The organism is Peredibacter starrii (genome assembly GCF_034259205.1).
Classification (GTDB): Bacteria; Bdellovibrionota; Bacteriovoracia; order Bacteriovoracales; family Bacteriovoracaceae; genus Peredibacter; species Peredibacter starrii.
Window position 1 is genome coordinate 167,545 of record NZ_CP139487.1, and the last position, 15,578, is coordinate 183,122.

The following is a 15,578-nucleotide window of genomic DNA, read 5'->3' on the forward strand; positions in this document are numbered from 1 at the left end:
AAATTAGATTGAGAAAGATTCACCGCAACCGCAAGTGTTCTTCGCATTCGGGTTATCGAATGAAAAACCTTTGCCGTTAAGACCATCTTTGAAATCCAAAACGATCCCTTTAAGGTAGATCACAGATTTTGGATCGATCAAAACTTTCACTTCTCCAAAAGTAAGAACATTGTCTTTTTCTTTTTGGTCTGAGAATTCGATCTTATAAGAAAGTCCTGAACAACCACCACCGGTAACGGCCAGACGAAGGCCCTTCTTACCATCAGGGTTATCAGTTTTAGCGATATGTTGAATTTGTTGAATAGCTTTATCAGTAATTTCGATAAGTGATTCCATAGATTTCTCCACTTGTAGCTTCATATTTACTCCCAAACGGTCACAATTACAATGGGCGCCTCGCGTCGATAGCAGTCATGTATTTTAAATTTCCATAACTTACCGATATAATAAAGGAAACCCAACTAAGGAAGATATGGAACTCACTCTCTACCACTACGTTCACTGCCCATTTTGCGTTCGGGTTCGAATGGCAACGGGCTTTTTGAAGCTTCCCTACGAATCCAAAGTCGTGCCTTACGATGACGAGGCCACACCAGTGAGGCTCACCGGAGTAAAGATGCTTCCGATTATGGAGATTGATGGTAAGGCGATGAACGAGAGCCTGGATATCATCGCTCTTCTTGATAAAGAAAATAAGCTCAAGATCAACGACCTGAAAAACTCGCCGGAGTACCCACAATTTGAGGCACTCCTGGGGCGCCTAGGTTCTGACGTACATTCACTTGCCATGCCATATTGGATTTGGACTCCCGAGTTTAACGAGACTTCGCGGGCTTACTTCCAGAAAAAGAAGGAACAGAAGCGCGGTCCTTTTAAGGACCTGGTAAAAAAACAGGCCCAGTTTGCCGATAATATCCGGAAGGAACTGGATGTCCTCGAGAAAAATCTTAGGCCCTTTTATCTTTCAGAAAAATTCACGGCCTATGATATTCTATTGGCCTCTCACATCTGGGGACTTTATGTGGTTCCGGAATTTCAGTTCTCTGAAGGTCTTCATAAGTATCTGCAGAATGTGAAGGGTATTTGCGAGTTTAACTACCACGAAGATTTCTGGAGATAGAGTGAAGGTCGTTTTCAAAATTAAATCAAAGGGTGTTCAATCCGAACACACAATGGAGATGAACACTACCGTTAACATCGGTAGAAGTCGTAGCGCTCAGATTTCTCTCCAGGATGAAAAGATCAGTGGTAATCATTGTTCATTCTTCCTCAAACGCGATCGTCTTGAACTCACAGATAAAGATTCAAAAAATGGCACTTATCTCAATGGTATTCGCATTGAACAATCTGAGGTCTTTATCGGAGACCAGATTCGTGTCGGTGACACCCTGATCACAATTGAAGAAGATAAGATGTCTCCGGACTCAGTGGACATTCTGACATTCCCCGGACCTAAAAAAGATCGTATCGATTATGCACTTAAGGCGGACTTCACCGGCGCTCGAATCCAGAACCAGCAATATCACGAGAGAATTCAAAAGACGGCGGAAGCGGCCTCACATGAGAAAGAAGTTTTCCTTCGCTTAAAAGCTAAAAGTAAAATTCGTCTCGATAAACACGAGCTTCGGGCCCGTTATAAAATGCGCTCACTCATCGCCACCATGTTTGACGGGGTCTTGATTGTGTTCTTTTTTGTCTTTCCTATTTTTGTTTTTAGTAAGCAGCTCATTCCGGCCATTTTATTAGGCGCGGGAGTTGTGTCTGCAGTGAGTTTCTTCTTTATTACATTCAAGAAGATGCGTTTTACCCTTGGAGAGCAAATCACAGGGATTGAAGATCTTTATAAAAAGCAGTGATTAATTTCGGGGCTTCCATTCGATTTCGGCCACACCTTTGTGCTTATTGATGTAGCGAGAAAGAATGAAAAAATAGTCTGATAAACGATTCAGGAAAATAGCGCTATTTTTCGGAAGCTCTTCCCCAGTCGTTTCATAGTAATGAATAAGCTTTCTTTCCACACTTCTGGCACCTGTACGACACACATGAAATGCGGCGGCAGCGTGAGTACCACCGGGAAGGATGAAACTTTTAAGTGGATCCAGATCACCATCCATACGATCAATTTCATGCTCGATATCAGTGATATATTCGTCTGAGATTTGCGGAAGATTGTATTTCGCGCGGTTTTCTACCTCACAAGCGAGGTTGGAACCCAAGTCAAAAATTGCAGATTGAATGTGGTGGAGGAAATCCACCACATTTTTAAATTCAACATCAAGGGCGAGGTATGAAACTCCAACTCCCACGCGAGAGTTAAGTTCATCAAGTTCTCCATAAAGATCAATTCGAGAATCGGCCTTAGAGATCCTGTTACCACTTACAAGTCCGGTCGAGCCCTTGTCACCTGTACGTGTATAAACCTTCGCCTTCTTCACTACATGTTCCTTCTATAGCGGCCACCCACTTCATAAAGAACAGAAGTGATTTCGCCCAAGCTACAGTAACGAACAGCAGTCAGAAGCTGCTCGAAAATATTTCCACCAGTCAGGGCCGAATCACGAAGCTTCTTTAAGCATTCAGCTGAACGGGCCTTGTTACGGTTTTGGAAAGCATGAAGACGGTCAATCTGGTCGTTCTTCTCAGCTTCAGAGGCACGAGAAAGCTCGATCGGTTTCCACTCTTCTTGTTTTTCAGGAAGGTAAGTATTCACGCCGATAATCGGGAACTCTCCCGAGTCTTTAAGTGTCTCGTAGTAAAGAGACTCTTCTTGAATTTTCCCACGCTGATACATTGATTCCATGGCACCAAGTACGCCACCCTTGTCCGAAATTCTTTCGAACTCAGCTAGCACGGCAGCTTCCACGATATCAGAAAGCTCGTCCACAATGTATGAACCTTGAAGTGGGTTGTCCGTCTTATTCAAACCGTACTCACGGTTGATGATAAGTTGAATTGCCATAGCACGACGAACTGATTCCTCAGTCGGAGTTGTGATCGCTTCATCGTAAGCATTCGTGTGAAGTGAGTTACAGTTGTCCGAAAGTGCCAGGAACGCTTGAAGAGTTGTACGAATATCGTTGAAATCAATTTCCTGCGCGTGAAGAGAGCGGCCAGAAGTTTGAATGTGGTACTTTAATTTCTGAGATTTCTCAGAAGCACCGTACTTCTCTTTCATTGTTACTGCCCAGATCTTACGAGCAACACGTCCAAGGACCGTATACTCAGGATCTAAACCGTTCGAGAAGAAGAACGATAGGTTTTCACAGAAATCATCGATCTTCATACCTCGAGAAAGGTAGTACTCAACGTAAGTGAAACCGTTAGAAAGAGTCAGGGCCAATTGAGTGATCGGGTTCGCACCCGCTTCAGCAATGTGGTAACCAGAAATTGAAACGGTATAATAGTTTTTGATTTTGTGCTTGCAGAAGAACTCCTGCACGTCACCCATCATCTTAAGCGCGAACTCTAGAGAGAAGATACACGTGTTCTGAGCTTGGTCCTCTTTAAGGATATCGGCCTGAACTGTACCACGCACCTGCCGCATGATCTCAACTGTCTTCTCCAAGGTCTCTTGATCAGCTTCAGGAAGAGCACGATTGATCGCCGTGTTCATGAACATCGCCAGGATGATCGGAGCCGGACCGTTAATGGTCATCGATACTGATGTTGATGGAGAAGTAAGATCGAAACCTTTATAAAGTTCCATCATATCATCCAGCCTACAAATCGATACCCCAGACTCACCTACTTTACCGTAGATATCTGGACGCTTGTGCGGATCTTCACCGTATAGAGTAACTGAATCAAACGCAGTTGAAAGGCGTTTAGCATTGTCGTTCTTAGAAAGGTAGTGGAAACGAGCGTTGGTACGCTTTGGTCCGCCTTCCCCCGCGAACTGGCGTTTTGGATCTTCATCCGCACGCTTGAACGGGAACACACCAGCAGCAAACGGATAAAAACCAGGAAGGTTTTGTGAACGAATGAACTGAAGTTTTGCCGACGGGTGATGAAGACGAGGAAAACCAACTTTAGAAATTGCTTGCTGAGAAAGTGACACATACTTTGTTGGAACTTTAATGTCTTTTCCACGAACAACGTAAGTGTATTCACCTTTCTTATACATATCGATCACGTTATCAAATGCCGCGATCTCTTCAAGTTCAGCTTTAAGTTCTGTTTCAAGCTCGGCCTTCTTCGTCACTAGTTCTTTTGAATCAGAAACGAGCTTAGAGGCCTCAGCAAGTGCTTCGTACTTACGAAGCTTCTCAACTGATTGGGCCGCTCTTTCGTTGTAAGAATTAACTGTCGAAGCGATGTCGCGAAGATAGTTAATGCTTCCGGCAGGAATGATTGATTGTTTTTTAGTCGAAGCGCGATCAGCTGGAATGATATCGAGCTCTTTATTGTACTCAAAGCTCACCGCTTTGATGATTTCTTTAAAGAGAGCGTTCACGCCAACATCGTTAAACTTAGACGCCATGGTTCCGAAGATTGGAAGTTCATCATCGGTTGGAGCACCGGGGTGACCCGCGAAAAGCTGCTTGTTACGACGGTATTGTTTACGAACGTCACGAAGAGCGTCTTCTGAACGAGGTTTTTCAAATTTGTTAACCGCGATGAAATCGGCCACTTCAAGCATCTCAATTTTTTCAAGCTGAGTTGAAGCACCATACTCCGGAGTCATCACGTAAAGAGTTTTATCTGCTACTTTTGTAATTTCATCCGAGGCCTGACCAATACCAGAAGTTTCAACCAGGACTAGATCGAAGTCTTGCGACTTTAAGAAATCCACAACTTTTCTGATCTCTGGAGAAAGTTCATTCGATGAATCACGAGTCGCAAGCGAGCGAACGTAGAAGCTCTCATAAACTGCAGCTCCAAGACGAATACGGTCACCAAGAAGAGCACCTTGGTTTTTCTTTTTCGTAGGATCTACTGAAACCAGGGCCACACGTTTATTCGAATAATAACGGTGGAAACGAAGAAGAAGCTCATCGATAAGTGATGATTTACCAGCACCACCAGTACCTGTGATACCGAAAACTGGAACGTTCTTCGGTTTGAAATCAAACGGCACGTCGCGATTATCTTCAATGAAGGTAATCACTTTTGCCATTTGGTAAGGAGTTAGTTTTTTACCAGAGAGTGACTTGAAATCAATGCCATCAAGAGTTGAGTAATCGCATTTTGCGATCATGTCATCAATGATCCCGTTAAGACCAAGCGATGTTCCATCATTCGGGTGATAAAGACGAGTGATCCCACGTTTATGTAATTCTTGAATTTCCGGAGGAGTGATTACGCCGCCGCCGCCGCCGAAGATACGAACATTTTTCCCACCGTTCTGATCAAGAAGTTCACGAACGTAAGTGAAATATTCCATGTGACCACCCTGATAAGAACTCAGAGCAACTGCGTGAGCATCTTCTGATAAAGCTGCTTCCACTACTTCCAGTGCCGAACGGTTGTGACCTAGGTGAATGACTTCGACGCCTTTTGACTGAAGTAATCGACGCATAATATTGATAGAAGCGTCATGGCCGTCGAAAAGACTTCCGGCGGTCACAAAACGTAATTTTCTCGAATTCATAGACAGATCCTTAATATAAATATATATTATTTAAAACAAGTCTTTAGCATGGCCCAGTATATATGGCCAATTTCCATAAGGAAATGCTTTATAGCTTATGGCCCAGAGTGTATAATAGGCTTCATTGCAAGTTTAAGGAAGTCTTCATGAGTGACGAAGTAAAATACGAAAACCCGTTTCATACGGCGCGCTTTAAGCCACCGAGAAAAGGTAAAAAACCACCTAAGCTCTTAGCAGTTGTTCACCAGTCTGGTTGTACTGGCTGTGAAGTGTGTATTGCCGGCTGTCCGGTTGATTCAATTGAATTAGTTCCAGGACCAGATCCAAAGAACCCTAGCTACCAACAGACGGTAGAGATCGATCTCGCTCGTTGTATTGGTTGTCAGAACTGTTCTCAGGACTGCCCTTGGGAAACAATCACAATGTATCAGCACGACGATGCATTCGTTGCTTGGGGTAACGAAACTCTCGCTTCTCGCCTTTATATGAGCGAAGAAGAGATCACAAAAATTAAAGAAGAAGCCGCTGGCTAATCTATAAGGCCCTCCTCTGAGGGCCTTTTTTTGTCTTACCAATCTGTAATCAACCCGTAATAGGCCCGTAACTTTCCTCATGCACACTTAGCTGCATGAAATACTTTATTCTATTAATACTTTTTTCATTCAGTGCCTTCGCAGAAACTACCAGCTTCCCAGAACCGATGGTCTACGATCTTATGCGGAGCCTAGATGCTAAAAAGGGAGAAACCGAAATCAATTCTCTCATCCTTGCCAATGGTCAGATGAGTCCGGAAGTGGAGTACGCTTTCAAAGATGGCTGGTCATTTGAACTTGAAACTCCCATTGAAAAAGGCGAAATCCAAGCACTCAAATGGGGATCTCAGTATACTTTTTATCAAAGAGAAAATGAGCTTCTGATGGGAGTTCAGGGAATCTTTGAAGATCAACTTCATAAACCTCGCAATGATTATAGTCTTACCCTGGTCGTAGATTACAAACTAAGTGAATCGTTCTCCTTGGTGGGAATTAGCGGAATGAGATCGGCCAGCATTGAAAACAGTGTTGATCACAATGTGGGCATTTTAAATTTGTCACTTTTCTACACTGTCTCTGATGACATACATGTGGGAGTTGAGAACGATAACAAACTTTACTTCACCGACAAAGAGCTTCACATCAACACCATTCCGCAAGTGTCGGTTCGAGTAAACAGAAAGCTTAGATTTCAAGCAGGATATGGGATCAGTTGGAATGACAGTCGAGAGAATCAGGGAATTTTAAGAGGGATCGTAGAATTTTAACCACGACCCCCCTAGGAAATTAAATAGTAAAAGGAAGAGAAACAGAAAGCATATAAGCAGAATAATCTGTATCGATACTTGACTTAGTTCCGCCGGTCTTAATTTCTCCGAAAGTACCTTTACGGTACTCTAGGTTGATATCAAGAAAAGGAAGAAGTGTTGTACCAACACCAACTTTCACACCAGTACCATCGTTAAGATCTACTTTATCGCCATCTTTATCTTTTGTTTCACCGGTAGCGGAAAAAATATAACCGGCATAAACCTTTACCAGGATAGGGAACTTGAATCCTACGAATGCACCCCATTCGCTGATATCAACATTCTTTTTGAAATCACTGTCATCCATGTCGATTGAACTTTTTAGGTAATCCAGGCCAAGAGAAAAACCATAGTTGTAGTAACCTAAACGGCCACCATAACCCATTCCCATACCACCAGAAGCCTTGGCAGCTCCGGCCTGGTCTACTTCGATTTTTGAATTTGCATTGAAACCAACAAGTGGCTCGATAAGAACATCAGCTGATGCTGGTTTAATCATGAAGAAGGCAAGAATCAAAAGAAAGAGTTGGGCAAATTTCATGCAAAAAGCTCCTAGAGAAATAAATGATTAACTCATTTACCATTCTAGAAGCTTTCGAAATTTCTGCATTACTTTTGTATTTTACCGATTAGGTCTTCTATTTTAATAAACACAATATCTTTGCCATTACTTGCTTTCACTGCGAGGTGACCGCGCGGCACTTCCTGCACGTTTTCGCTCGCAATCGTACGACCATTACGATCCTGGCCAATTTGTCCTACCATGTCACCTTCACGCGCTAGGACCTGGCCAATGGTCCCACGGCCAAACATCACAAGGTCTCCGTCTTTAAGCTCGTATCGACAAGCAATACAGTTAAAGCGGTTATCCACCACTATGGTGTGTCCCTTTTTAAGATTAAAACTCGCTAGATCTTCTTTTACTTTGGTCACTGAATAAAGATTCATGTCCAATTTCACGACCATCGCCAAAACAAAACAAGCTGTCACGAATTGGAAGATTTTCGAACGTTGCAGAACCACGCCTTCAAATTCCAGGTCACGAATTTTATCTTCAGAAGAAGACATTTGTTCTTCCAATTTTTTGTCGAAGACAAATTTCTTCAGAACCAAAGAATAGAAGAAAGTGGTCGAGAGAATGACCAACAAGGCATACATAAAGAGACGGAAGAAGTAGAGACCTTGTTGATTAATATAAATATTTCGCGATTGAACAACATAGGCACAGATCAGGAACATAACCGGCAAGACTGCCCAGTTAAAAATATCCACCAGCTTGTGTTTGAAGAACCACTCTTTTCTCTTCTGGTGGTGATCGTATTGCACCAGTTTTAGTCTTTGCGCTTCAAACTCTTCCTGGGAAACTAGTTCAGGACGAGCAGTATGAATGCCTTCCCAGATGTAATCAGCTCGCTCAAGACTTGAGTTGAAGTAGTGCTTGAAGCCGTTATTCATCTTCACGTAGAAGATTGACCAACACACCACATTCACCGATTGAATTTCAGAATAATAAAGAGGTTCTTTTTGTTTCCCATTGTGAACCAAGATGTGATCTTCAAATACCTGCACCGAACGTTTAAGTCTTGATCGCAGCCAGAAGAAATAAAAGGAACCAGTCACAACAAAGTAAATGGCACTCATGGTGAGTTCAAAACTTTGGTAACGAAAAACATTCGCAGGACCATCTTCAAAAAATTTGAGCGCCCAGAACGTGATCATCATGAGCGAGATGATCATGAAGCATAGGACATAAATTTTGTAATGGCTTCGATAGCGCAAGAACCGTGGTTGAACGGAATCAAGCTTTGCAATCTTCTCCAAGGTCTAACTCCCGGTTAAATCTGATTACCTATCGGTAAATCCCCGGAAAACTTGACCAAATTAGTTAAGCGGCTTTAACTGCTTGTTTTTATGTATGAAAATGAAGATACCGGCAGAGATAAGAAGAAGTGAAATCCACTGCGACGGAGTAAGAGGCCCCCAGAGGCCACGCACGATATCGCCACGAAGGGCCTCAACCACCAAACGAAGAACTCCATAGGAAACGAGATAAACTGAAACCAATTTGAAGCGTGGTGATTTTGATTTTAAAAGATAGATCCCAATTGCAAGAAGACCCAAGGCCTCAATCAACTGAGTAGGATGACGATAGTGCTCGTGAAGATAAATTCCCCAGAACCAATCCGTCGGTTTACCAAAACAACAACCCGCGAGTAAACAACCGATGCGACCAATGCCATGACCGATGGCGAGTGCGGGAACTATTGGCCAGAGTAAATTCCAGTTAAATTTTTTATCAAACGCTTTGAAGAGACCAACAAAAAAAAGTCCGCCCAAGAACCCACCATAGAAAACAAAACCTCCTCCCATCCAGAAAGAAAGTTCTTTTACAAAATCCATTGGTGCGTCTGAGGGATACGTGAAATAAAAAAGTAACTTGGCCCCGATCCATGCTGACAAAAAGATTCCCCAGAACAGTAGCTGTCCTTTTTTCCAGGAAACATCAGTGGGAAGAAGAGCAAAAAAGATTTGATAAGCTATCCCCAACCCAGCCCCATCAGGAGCGGGTAGGAGTATAGAATGAGATCAGAGTTTTGACACAGGATTGGAAGCATTGCTCTCCCCTGCTTTCTTCGCTTTTAACTGCAGGAAGAAATCAATGATGAGGAGACCGGCAGCGATGGTAATACAACTGTCGGCAACGTTGAAGGCCGGAAAGTGATTCGCCTCTTCTTTCCAATAGAAAAGAAGAAAGTCCACCACGTAACCAAGACTGAATCTATCGATAAGGTTACCAACTGCGCCTGCGATGATGAGTGCATAAGCAAGAGAGATGAAGAACGCGCCCTTAATCGTTTTGATCATGAGGAAGAAGATCCAGCCACAGAATATCACCGGCAATGCCAGGAAGAAAATCTGGCGGAACCATTCAGGTCCACCTGCACCAAAACCAAAAGCGGCACCCGTGTTCTTCACATAAGCGATGCTAAAGAGACCATCGATTACAGGAATAGACTGTCCGTAAAAAAGATTCGTCTGGATCGCGCCTTTCGTCAGCTGATCAATAATGATCAGAGTCGCCATCATTAAACATAGTGCCCAAAAACGTGCCATTTAGTAGTAGTCCTTCGGATTGATTTCGTATTTTTCAATCTTTCTAAGAAGAGTCTTCTTAGGAATGTTAGCGTTAAGAGCCGTTTGATTGATACGACCTTTATTGATCTTTAACGCTTGAACAATAAACTCTCTCTCGAAAAGGTCTTTGGCAACAGCAAAATCCAATTTGCCGCCTTCACCTAATTTCGCACCGAAAGAGAAATGAACATCATTTCCTGATTTAGGAACTGTTGCGTGATCCAATACGGAATTCTGAATGTCTTCGAGATCAATAACGCTGTCCTCGGCCACTTGGTCCTTCGTTTCAGCTTTCTTCTGATCCTTGAAAACAATCGAAGGCAATGAATTAGCATGGATCATGTCTGATGATTCCATAATAAAACAGTGCTCGATGATGTTTCTTAATTCACGAATGTTACCCGGCCATGAATAGTTACTTAGAACTTCCATCGCCTCAGGTTCAGCACCCTTAACTTTCAGGTTATGAACGTTATTGAAGTAAGAGATATAGTGATTCACCAGATGTGGAATATCAGTTTTTCTGTCACGAAGAGGTGGAAGATAAACTGGAAGAACGTTCAAGCGGTAGAACAAGTCTTCACGGAACGATCCGTCTTTAATCATTTCTTCAAATGGTTTGTGAGAGGCCGCGATGATACGAACATCAACTTTGATCTCACGGTTTGAACCCACTGGCATGAAGGTCTTCTCTTGAAGCACGCGAAGAAGTTTTACCTGCATCGCCGCCGAGATATCACCAATTTCATCCAAGAAGATTGTCCCGCCTTCAGCGAACTGAAACTTACCAATCTTACGTTGATCAGCACCTGTGAAGGCACCTTTCTCGTGACCGAATAGTTCTGATTCAATGAGGTTTTCCGAGATCGCACCACAGTTAATGGTCACGAACTTTTCATCTTTTCTAGGTGAGTTATAGTGAATCGCTTTTGCTACAAGTTCTTTACCTGTACCAGATTCACCACGAATAAGAACTGGAGTATTAACTTTGGCGAGCTTCGAGATTACGTCGAAGACTTTTTTCATCGCATTCGATTCACCTACGAATTTATCTTTGCTGCCAGATGTTTCGCCAATTGAAAGTGTTGGTGAAGAGAATCCAACTGTCTCAACCATTGAACGAGCTTTAAGAGCTCGCTTAATCAGGGCCACTAGATTTTCCGAAGTGATCGGCTTCTCTAGATAGTTATAAGCTCCTTCCTTCACGGCCTTAACTGCATCAGTCACATTTGAGTATGCAGTCAGGATCAACACGATTACTGATGGATCATGTTTTTTGATTTCAGTGAGTGCCTGGATCCCGTCCATTTCTGGCATGTTCACATCCATCACCACGAGATCATATTTTTGGCCGTAAACTTTGTTGACCGCTTCCTTACCGTTATCGGCAACGTCTACTACGAAGTGATGATACTCAAGTGCTTGTTTAACGTTCTGTTGAAGAACCTTGTCATCATCAACAACCAAAACCTTATGCATAAATTCTCCTATAACCTATTCGTTCTTAAGCTTAATTATAAACGAAGTACCCTCTCCAAGTTGAGAGGTGGCAGTAATAACCCCATTATGTAACTCAATGAAATATTTTACCAGATAAAGCCCTAGCCCCGAGCCTTTAATTGCATGGGTACTGTCGTTCTTCACCCGATAAAATTTATCAAAAATATGGGCGAGATCATCTGGTCCTACTCCCACACCGTTATCGCGGATCTCGATATACACCCATTCCGGGTCATCCCAGGTCTTTACCCAAACCGTTTTCTCTCGGCCGGCATACTTAAGGGCGTTCTCAATGAGGTTCGAGATAACTCGGTTCATGAGTACTGTATCAATTTGGATGGGATATAACGGAGAGAGCTCAGATTCGATGGTCATCGCCTTGGCGTTGGCCTCAAATTCTAATTTCTCAATGATCCCTTCAATGATCTTGTTAACGTCCTTCGATTCTTTTCTCAAGGTCAGGTTCTGAGACTCAATTTTAGTCAGATCGAGAATAGAGTTAATAAAGTTATTAAGCTCTTTGGTGGAATTGACCACGTTATCAATGAGCTCCATCTGTTCCGGCGTATTATTGAACTTGATCTTTAATATGTCCGCGATCCCTGCGATTTTTGCCACCGGAGTTTTCAAGTCGTGACTCATAAGCGAGATGAAGTTTTGTTTTAAGTTATCAACTTGCTTCAAGAGCTTCGTTTCTTCCTGGATGGCATAACGAGTTTGATACTCTTCGATCGCTCGAAACGGAACCCAGATGTAATAAACCACAAAGATGGAAAGCACTAAGTGAGAGAGCTTGATCCACCATCCAAGAGTCACAAACGCGAGATAACTCGTGAGAAGTATCCCGATAATCAACAGGATCGTGATCATCAATCCCTTCACCGGCTGAACACGAGAAATGATGTAGGAAAGTAAAATAGCAATCAAAACCGAGGCAATCTGAGTCACTAAATCATCAACGTCATAAATGGTTTTTTCTGAAACCAGGGCCTCAATCACATCTGCATGAACGGCGAGCTTTGGCGTTTTAGCGTTCTCTTTTTCAAACGGCGTCAGGATAAAATCGCTGGAATTTGATAGGTAGGAAGGACCCACCAGGACGATTTTGTCTTTAAAGAATCCCTTCGGGAAGTTACCCACTACCACTCGGTGAAACGGAATCGTAGGAATGCGATTTGAAGTCGGATTACCTGAATACTTAAACAGAGCAAAGTTCGCGTCTGCTTCAGAATTATAGTAAGCGCCCTTATAGGCAGTGGCATCCACCACTGGCATATTGTTTAATTCGCGAAAGCGTTTAGCGGTCCAGAGATGAATCGAATCTTCTCCGGAAATATTCAAGATCGCACGACGAACAACTTCATCTTTTGAAAACACCAACTGATCTTTATAAAGCTGTCCCAGGTAATAACCCACATCACGAAGGGCCTCAGGCGGAATCAACTCTCCAAGATTATCGATCTCAGTTCCGAATTTAAATTTATCGTTTGAGGGAGAATAGGTTTTGATGTTCTCATGAAACTCCGTCTGGTATCGGGCCTCAACATCAGAATCCGGCTCACGCAAAGAAACGAAGTAGTTAATAACTCCCGGATGATCTTCCTTTAATCGACTCATGAGTCGAGTGTGAGAAGCATATGTATAGGGATAGGTTTCACCCAGGAACTGATCACTTTCTTCGTCCATCGAAACCAGAACGATGGGTGTTTTAAAACTTCTGGCGCCGAAATCGGTCTTTTCCCAGAAATCAAAAAAGATCGATTCTAGTGGATGAAAGGAATATTGAATCAGGATCAAAATAAATGCGAGCGTCACCAATAGTGGCGCGAACTTGCTAAACTCAACAGACTTAAGTCTATTTAACACTTACCAGCTCCTCGCTCTTAAATAAGTAGTCCCACTCATGTGGAAGGAACTCAAGGGCCAGAATACTTTGAAAGTGGCGGCTCTTATTGACAGAAGATAGAACCAGCAATTTTCGCGAAGGTAGTGAATAGTATGAAAGTGGTTTAATGAGCTTCAGGCCCACTCGATCCAACATTTCTTTTTCCTTCGGAAATTCATTCAAAAGTGTTTCAAGCTTTTTAAAATAAGCTCCACCCATCATCAATTTGAACATGAACTCAAGCCAAGGATGAAGTAAATAATTAAGAAGCCAGTCCATCGCCTGCTTTACTTCTTTCATAGGCACCAGGGCCAGAATCAAGCCTACAAATGAGTGAATCATCCAGGTAATGAAACCCAGAAGAAACATTGATCGCGTTCTTTTCGGGGCCATGCCCTTTTTCACTTGTAGGAAAAGCTCGAAGCAAATTCCCTGAAGCTCGGTCGCGGAACATTTTTCGAGTAAGGTCTTACTCAGAACAATGCTGATGGTTTTTTTATTTTGAAGAACGAATGCTCTCTCGAGAGTGCCGTTGTAGAAATACAAACGGGCCATCGGAACAGCTAGCTTATAGGCCTCTTGCGACGCAGCTTCGAAAAATTCTTTTTCGTCACTCGAGCGAACCTCACGGGCCCCCAAAAGAAAGAGGATCACAGTGTCGGTATAACCTATTGAAACAACAACGAAAAATAGCCAGAAAATAAATCCAAAGAAAAATAACGCGCCGCTAAAGGTTATCCAGAGGAAGGCTCCTAGAATGGCCAGAGAAAGGTATAAAAAGAGGGCAGCACGCATAGGCAATAAAACCTGATTTTTTAATTAGTTAAGGCTATTTTACCACCTCATAATTCTTATTTGCATTACTTTATTACACCCTTAAGGCTTTCTCATGGACTTTGACCCGGGTCCACGCTATAAATCGGCAGCTCGTTTAAGAATGAAAGATGTAGGTTTTTGCGGGACAGCAAACAGAGTCAAAATGGATAAGGAATTTCTTCGTCTCATAGAGAACGTGGATGAGCTAGTACCTCGGCCCGTTGAAAAGCTTGATGACGATACTCTTATTTGTGAATGCTTCTGTGTCAGCGTGAAAGACATACGTGACGTCTGCACCGATCATGTGGATCTCGATCTTTTACAAGATCAGTTTCAAATGGGTCAGGGATGTCAGAGCTGCTTAAAAAGAAAAGATAGTTGGATTAGTAAAATATTTTAGTTGAGTCATCCGTAAGGAGTTTCCATGGCTTTTGACCGTTTATTATTTGGTACTGCTGGTGTTCCAAACAGCACAGCTAAGAAAAATAACCCGGTGGAAGGGGTTAAACGCATTCACGAGCTAGCGCTTGATTGTATGCAGTTAGAATTCGCTCACGGCGTACGTATGAAGGAAGAAGTTTCTTCAGCACTTCGTAAAGTTTCTTACGAGCTGGGAGTTCCACTTACTTCTCACGGTCCTTACTACATTAACTTGAATGCTCGTGAACAAGATAAAATCGATTCATCAGTTGAGCGTATCATCCAGACTGCCAAGATCTCTGATCTTTGTGGTGCTGAATCAATGACGTTCCACGCTGCTTTCTACATGAAAGATTCTCCGTACGATGTATTCGATCTAGTAGAAAAATCTCTTAACGTAATCGAAGAAAGACTTTCTCGTCTTGATATCGAAATCGAACTCCGTCCGGAACTTACTGGTAAGACGTCTCAGTTCGGTTCACTAGAAGAGCTAATCTCTCTTTCTAAGTCGGTAACAAGCTGTAAGCCTTGTATGGATTTCTCTCACCTTTACGCACGTACTGGTTCAGTGAATGACTACAAAGGTTTCTGTGAAACTCTTGAGACGCTTAAAAACGAACTAGGCGCTAATGCTCTTAAAGAAATGCACATCCACATTTCTGGTATCAGCTCTAACTCTAAAGGTGACTTGAAGCACTTGAACCTTGAGAAATCTAAGTTCAACTGGAAAGACCTTATGAAGGCCCTTAAAGATATGGACTGTCGCGGATATGTAATCTGTAACTCTCCAAACCTTGAAGTAGATGCTCAGATGTTGAAGCAGTACTACGTAGCTCTCTAATTTTCCTGCACACACAAACACATATGAAAAAGCCTCCGAATGGAGGCTT

The 15,578-nt window shown here is 42.8% G+C and carries 16 protein-coding genes; 6 read left to right on the top strand and 10 right to left on the bottom strand.

Annotated features, from left to right (window positions below; genetic code table 11):
• Window positions 1–3: 3 nt before the first annotated feature.
• Window positions 4–360, bottom strand: a complete 357-nt coding sequence (locus SOO65_RS00955) for a HesB/IscA family protein (RefSeq protein ID WP_321395546.1) — start codon at window positions 358–360, stop codon at window positions 4–6.
• Between the two features lie 112 nt (window positions 361–472).
• Here SOO65_RS00955 and grxB point away from each other — a divergent pair, with 112 nt between their 5' ends.
• Complete coding sequence (gene grxB / locus SOO65_RS00960; RefSeq protein WP_321395548.1) at window positions 473–1,120, top strand: glutaredoxin 2; 648 nt, start codon at window positions 473–475, stop codon at window positions 1,118–1,120.
• Window position 1,121: 1 nt separating this feature from the next.
• Window positions 1,122–1,856, top strand: a complete 735-nt coding sequence (locus SOO65_RS00965; RefSeq protein WP_321395550.1) for an FHA domain-containing protein — start codon at window positions 1,122–1,124, stop codon at window positions 1,854–1,856.
• Here SOO65_RS00965 and SOO65_RS00970 read toward each other — a convergent pair whose 3' ends face one another.
• Window positions 1,857–2,435, bottom strand: a complete 579-nt coding sequence (locus SOO65_RS00970) for a cob(I)yrinic acid a,c-diamide adenosyltransferase (protein WP_321395552.1) — start codon at window positions 2,433–2,435, stop codon at window positions 1,857–1,859.
• Complete coding sequence (gene icmF / locus SOO65_RS00975; RefSeq protein WP_321395554.1) at window positions 2,435–5,590, bottom strand: fused isobutyryl-CoA mutase/GTPase IcmF; 3,156 nt, start codon at window positions 5,588–5,590, stop codon at window positions 2,435–2,437. Before icmF ends, SOO65_RS00970 begins: the two co-directional genes overlap by 1 nt.
• 146 nt (window positions 5,591–5,736) lie before the next feature.
• Here icmF and SOO65_RS00980 point away from each other — a divergent pair, with 146 nt between their 5' ends.
• Window positions 5,737–6,123, top strand: a complete 387-nt coding sequence (locus SOO65_RS00980; RefSeq protein WP_321395556.1) for a 4Fe-4S dicluster domain-containing protein — start codon at window positions 5,737–5,739, stop codon at window positions 6,121–6,123.
• A gap of 95 nt (window positions 6,124–6,218) precedes the next feature.
• Complete coding sequence (locus tag SOO65_RS00985; protein ID WP_321395557.1) at window positions 6,219–6,890, top strand: hypothetical protein; 672 nt, start codon at window positions 6,219–6,221, stop codon at window positions 6,888–6,890.
• 19 nt (window positions 6,891–6,909) lie between these two features.
• Here SOO65_RS00985 and SOO65_RS00990 read toward each other — a convergent pair whose 3' ends face one another.
• The 7 genes from SOO65_RS00990 to SOO65_RS01020 form a co-directional block, all read right to left on the bottom strand.
• Window positions 6,910–7,473 (bottom strand): outer membrane beta-barrel protein, encoded by a 564-nt coding sequence (locus SOO65_RS00990; protein ID WP_321395559.1) that lies wholly within the window; start codon window positions 7,471–7,473, stop codon window positions 6,910–6,912.
• A gap of 68 nt (window positions 7,474–7,541) precedes the next feature.
• Window positions 7,542–8,753 carry a hypothetical protein gene (locus SOO65_RS00995; protein ID WP_321395560.1) on the bottom strand — a complete coding sequence of 404 codons (1,212 nt, stop codon included), beginning with the start codon at window positions 8,751–8,753 and terminating at the stop codon, window positions 7,542–7,544.
• 60 nt (window positions 8,754–8,813) lie between these two features.
• Window positions 8,814–9,392: a prolipoprotein diacylglyceryl transferase gene (locus SOO65_RS01000; RefSeq protein ID WP_407676979.1), complete on the bottom strand. Its 579-nt coding sequence runs from the start codon at window positions 9,390–9,392 to the stop codon at window positions 8,814–8,816.
• Window positions 9,393–9,518: 126 nt separating this feature from the next.
• Window positions 9,519–10,046, bottom strand: coding sequence for a signal peptidase II (gene lspA, locus SOO65_RS01005; RefSeq protein ID WP_321395564.1), 528 nt, complete (start codon window positions 10,044–10,046; stop codon window positions 9,519–9,521).
• Complete coding sequence (locus SOO65_RS01010; RefSeq protein WP_321395566.1) at window positions 10,047–11,546, bottom strand: sigma-54-dependent transcriptional regulator; 1,500 nt, start codon at window positions 11,544–11,546, stop codon at window positions 10,047–10,049.
• Between the two features lie 15 nt (window positions 11,547–11,561).
• Entirely contained in the window at window positions 11,562–13,433 is a 1,872-nt protein-coding gene (locus SOO65_RS01015) for an ATP-binding protein (RefSeq protein ID WP_321395568.1), read from the bottom strand.
• On the bottom strand, window positions 13,423–14,106 hold the full coding sequence (locus SOO65_RS01020) for a hypothetical protein (protein ID WP_321395569.1): 684 nt from the start codon (window positions 14,104–14,106) through the stop codon (window positions 13,423–13,425). Before SOO65_RS01020 ends, SOO65_RS01015 begins: the two co-directional genes overlap by 11 nt.
• A 235-nt stretch (window positions 14,107–14,341) precedes the next feature.
• On the opposite strand from SOO65_RS01020, the gene SOO65_RS01025 reads away from it, so the two are divergent.
• Complete coding sequence (locus SOO65_RS01025; protein WP_321395571.1) at window positions 14,342–14,668, top strand: (2Fe-2S)-binding protein; 327 nt, start codon at window positions 14,342–14,344, stop codon at window positions 14,666–14,668.
• Window positions 14,669–14,692: 24 nt separating this feature from the next.
• Window positions 14,693–15,529 carry a TIM barrel protein gene (locus SOO65_RS01030; RefSeq protein WP_321395574.1) on the top strand — a complete coding sequence of 279 codons (837 nt, stop codon included), beginning with the start codon at window positions 14,693–14,695 and terminating at the stop codon, window positions 15,527–15,529.
• Window positions 15,530–15,578 lie beyond the last annotated feature (49 nt).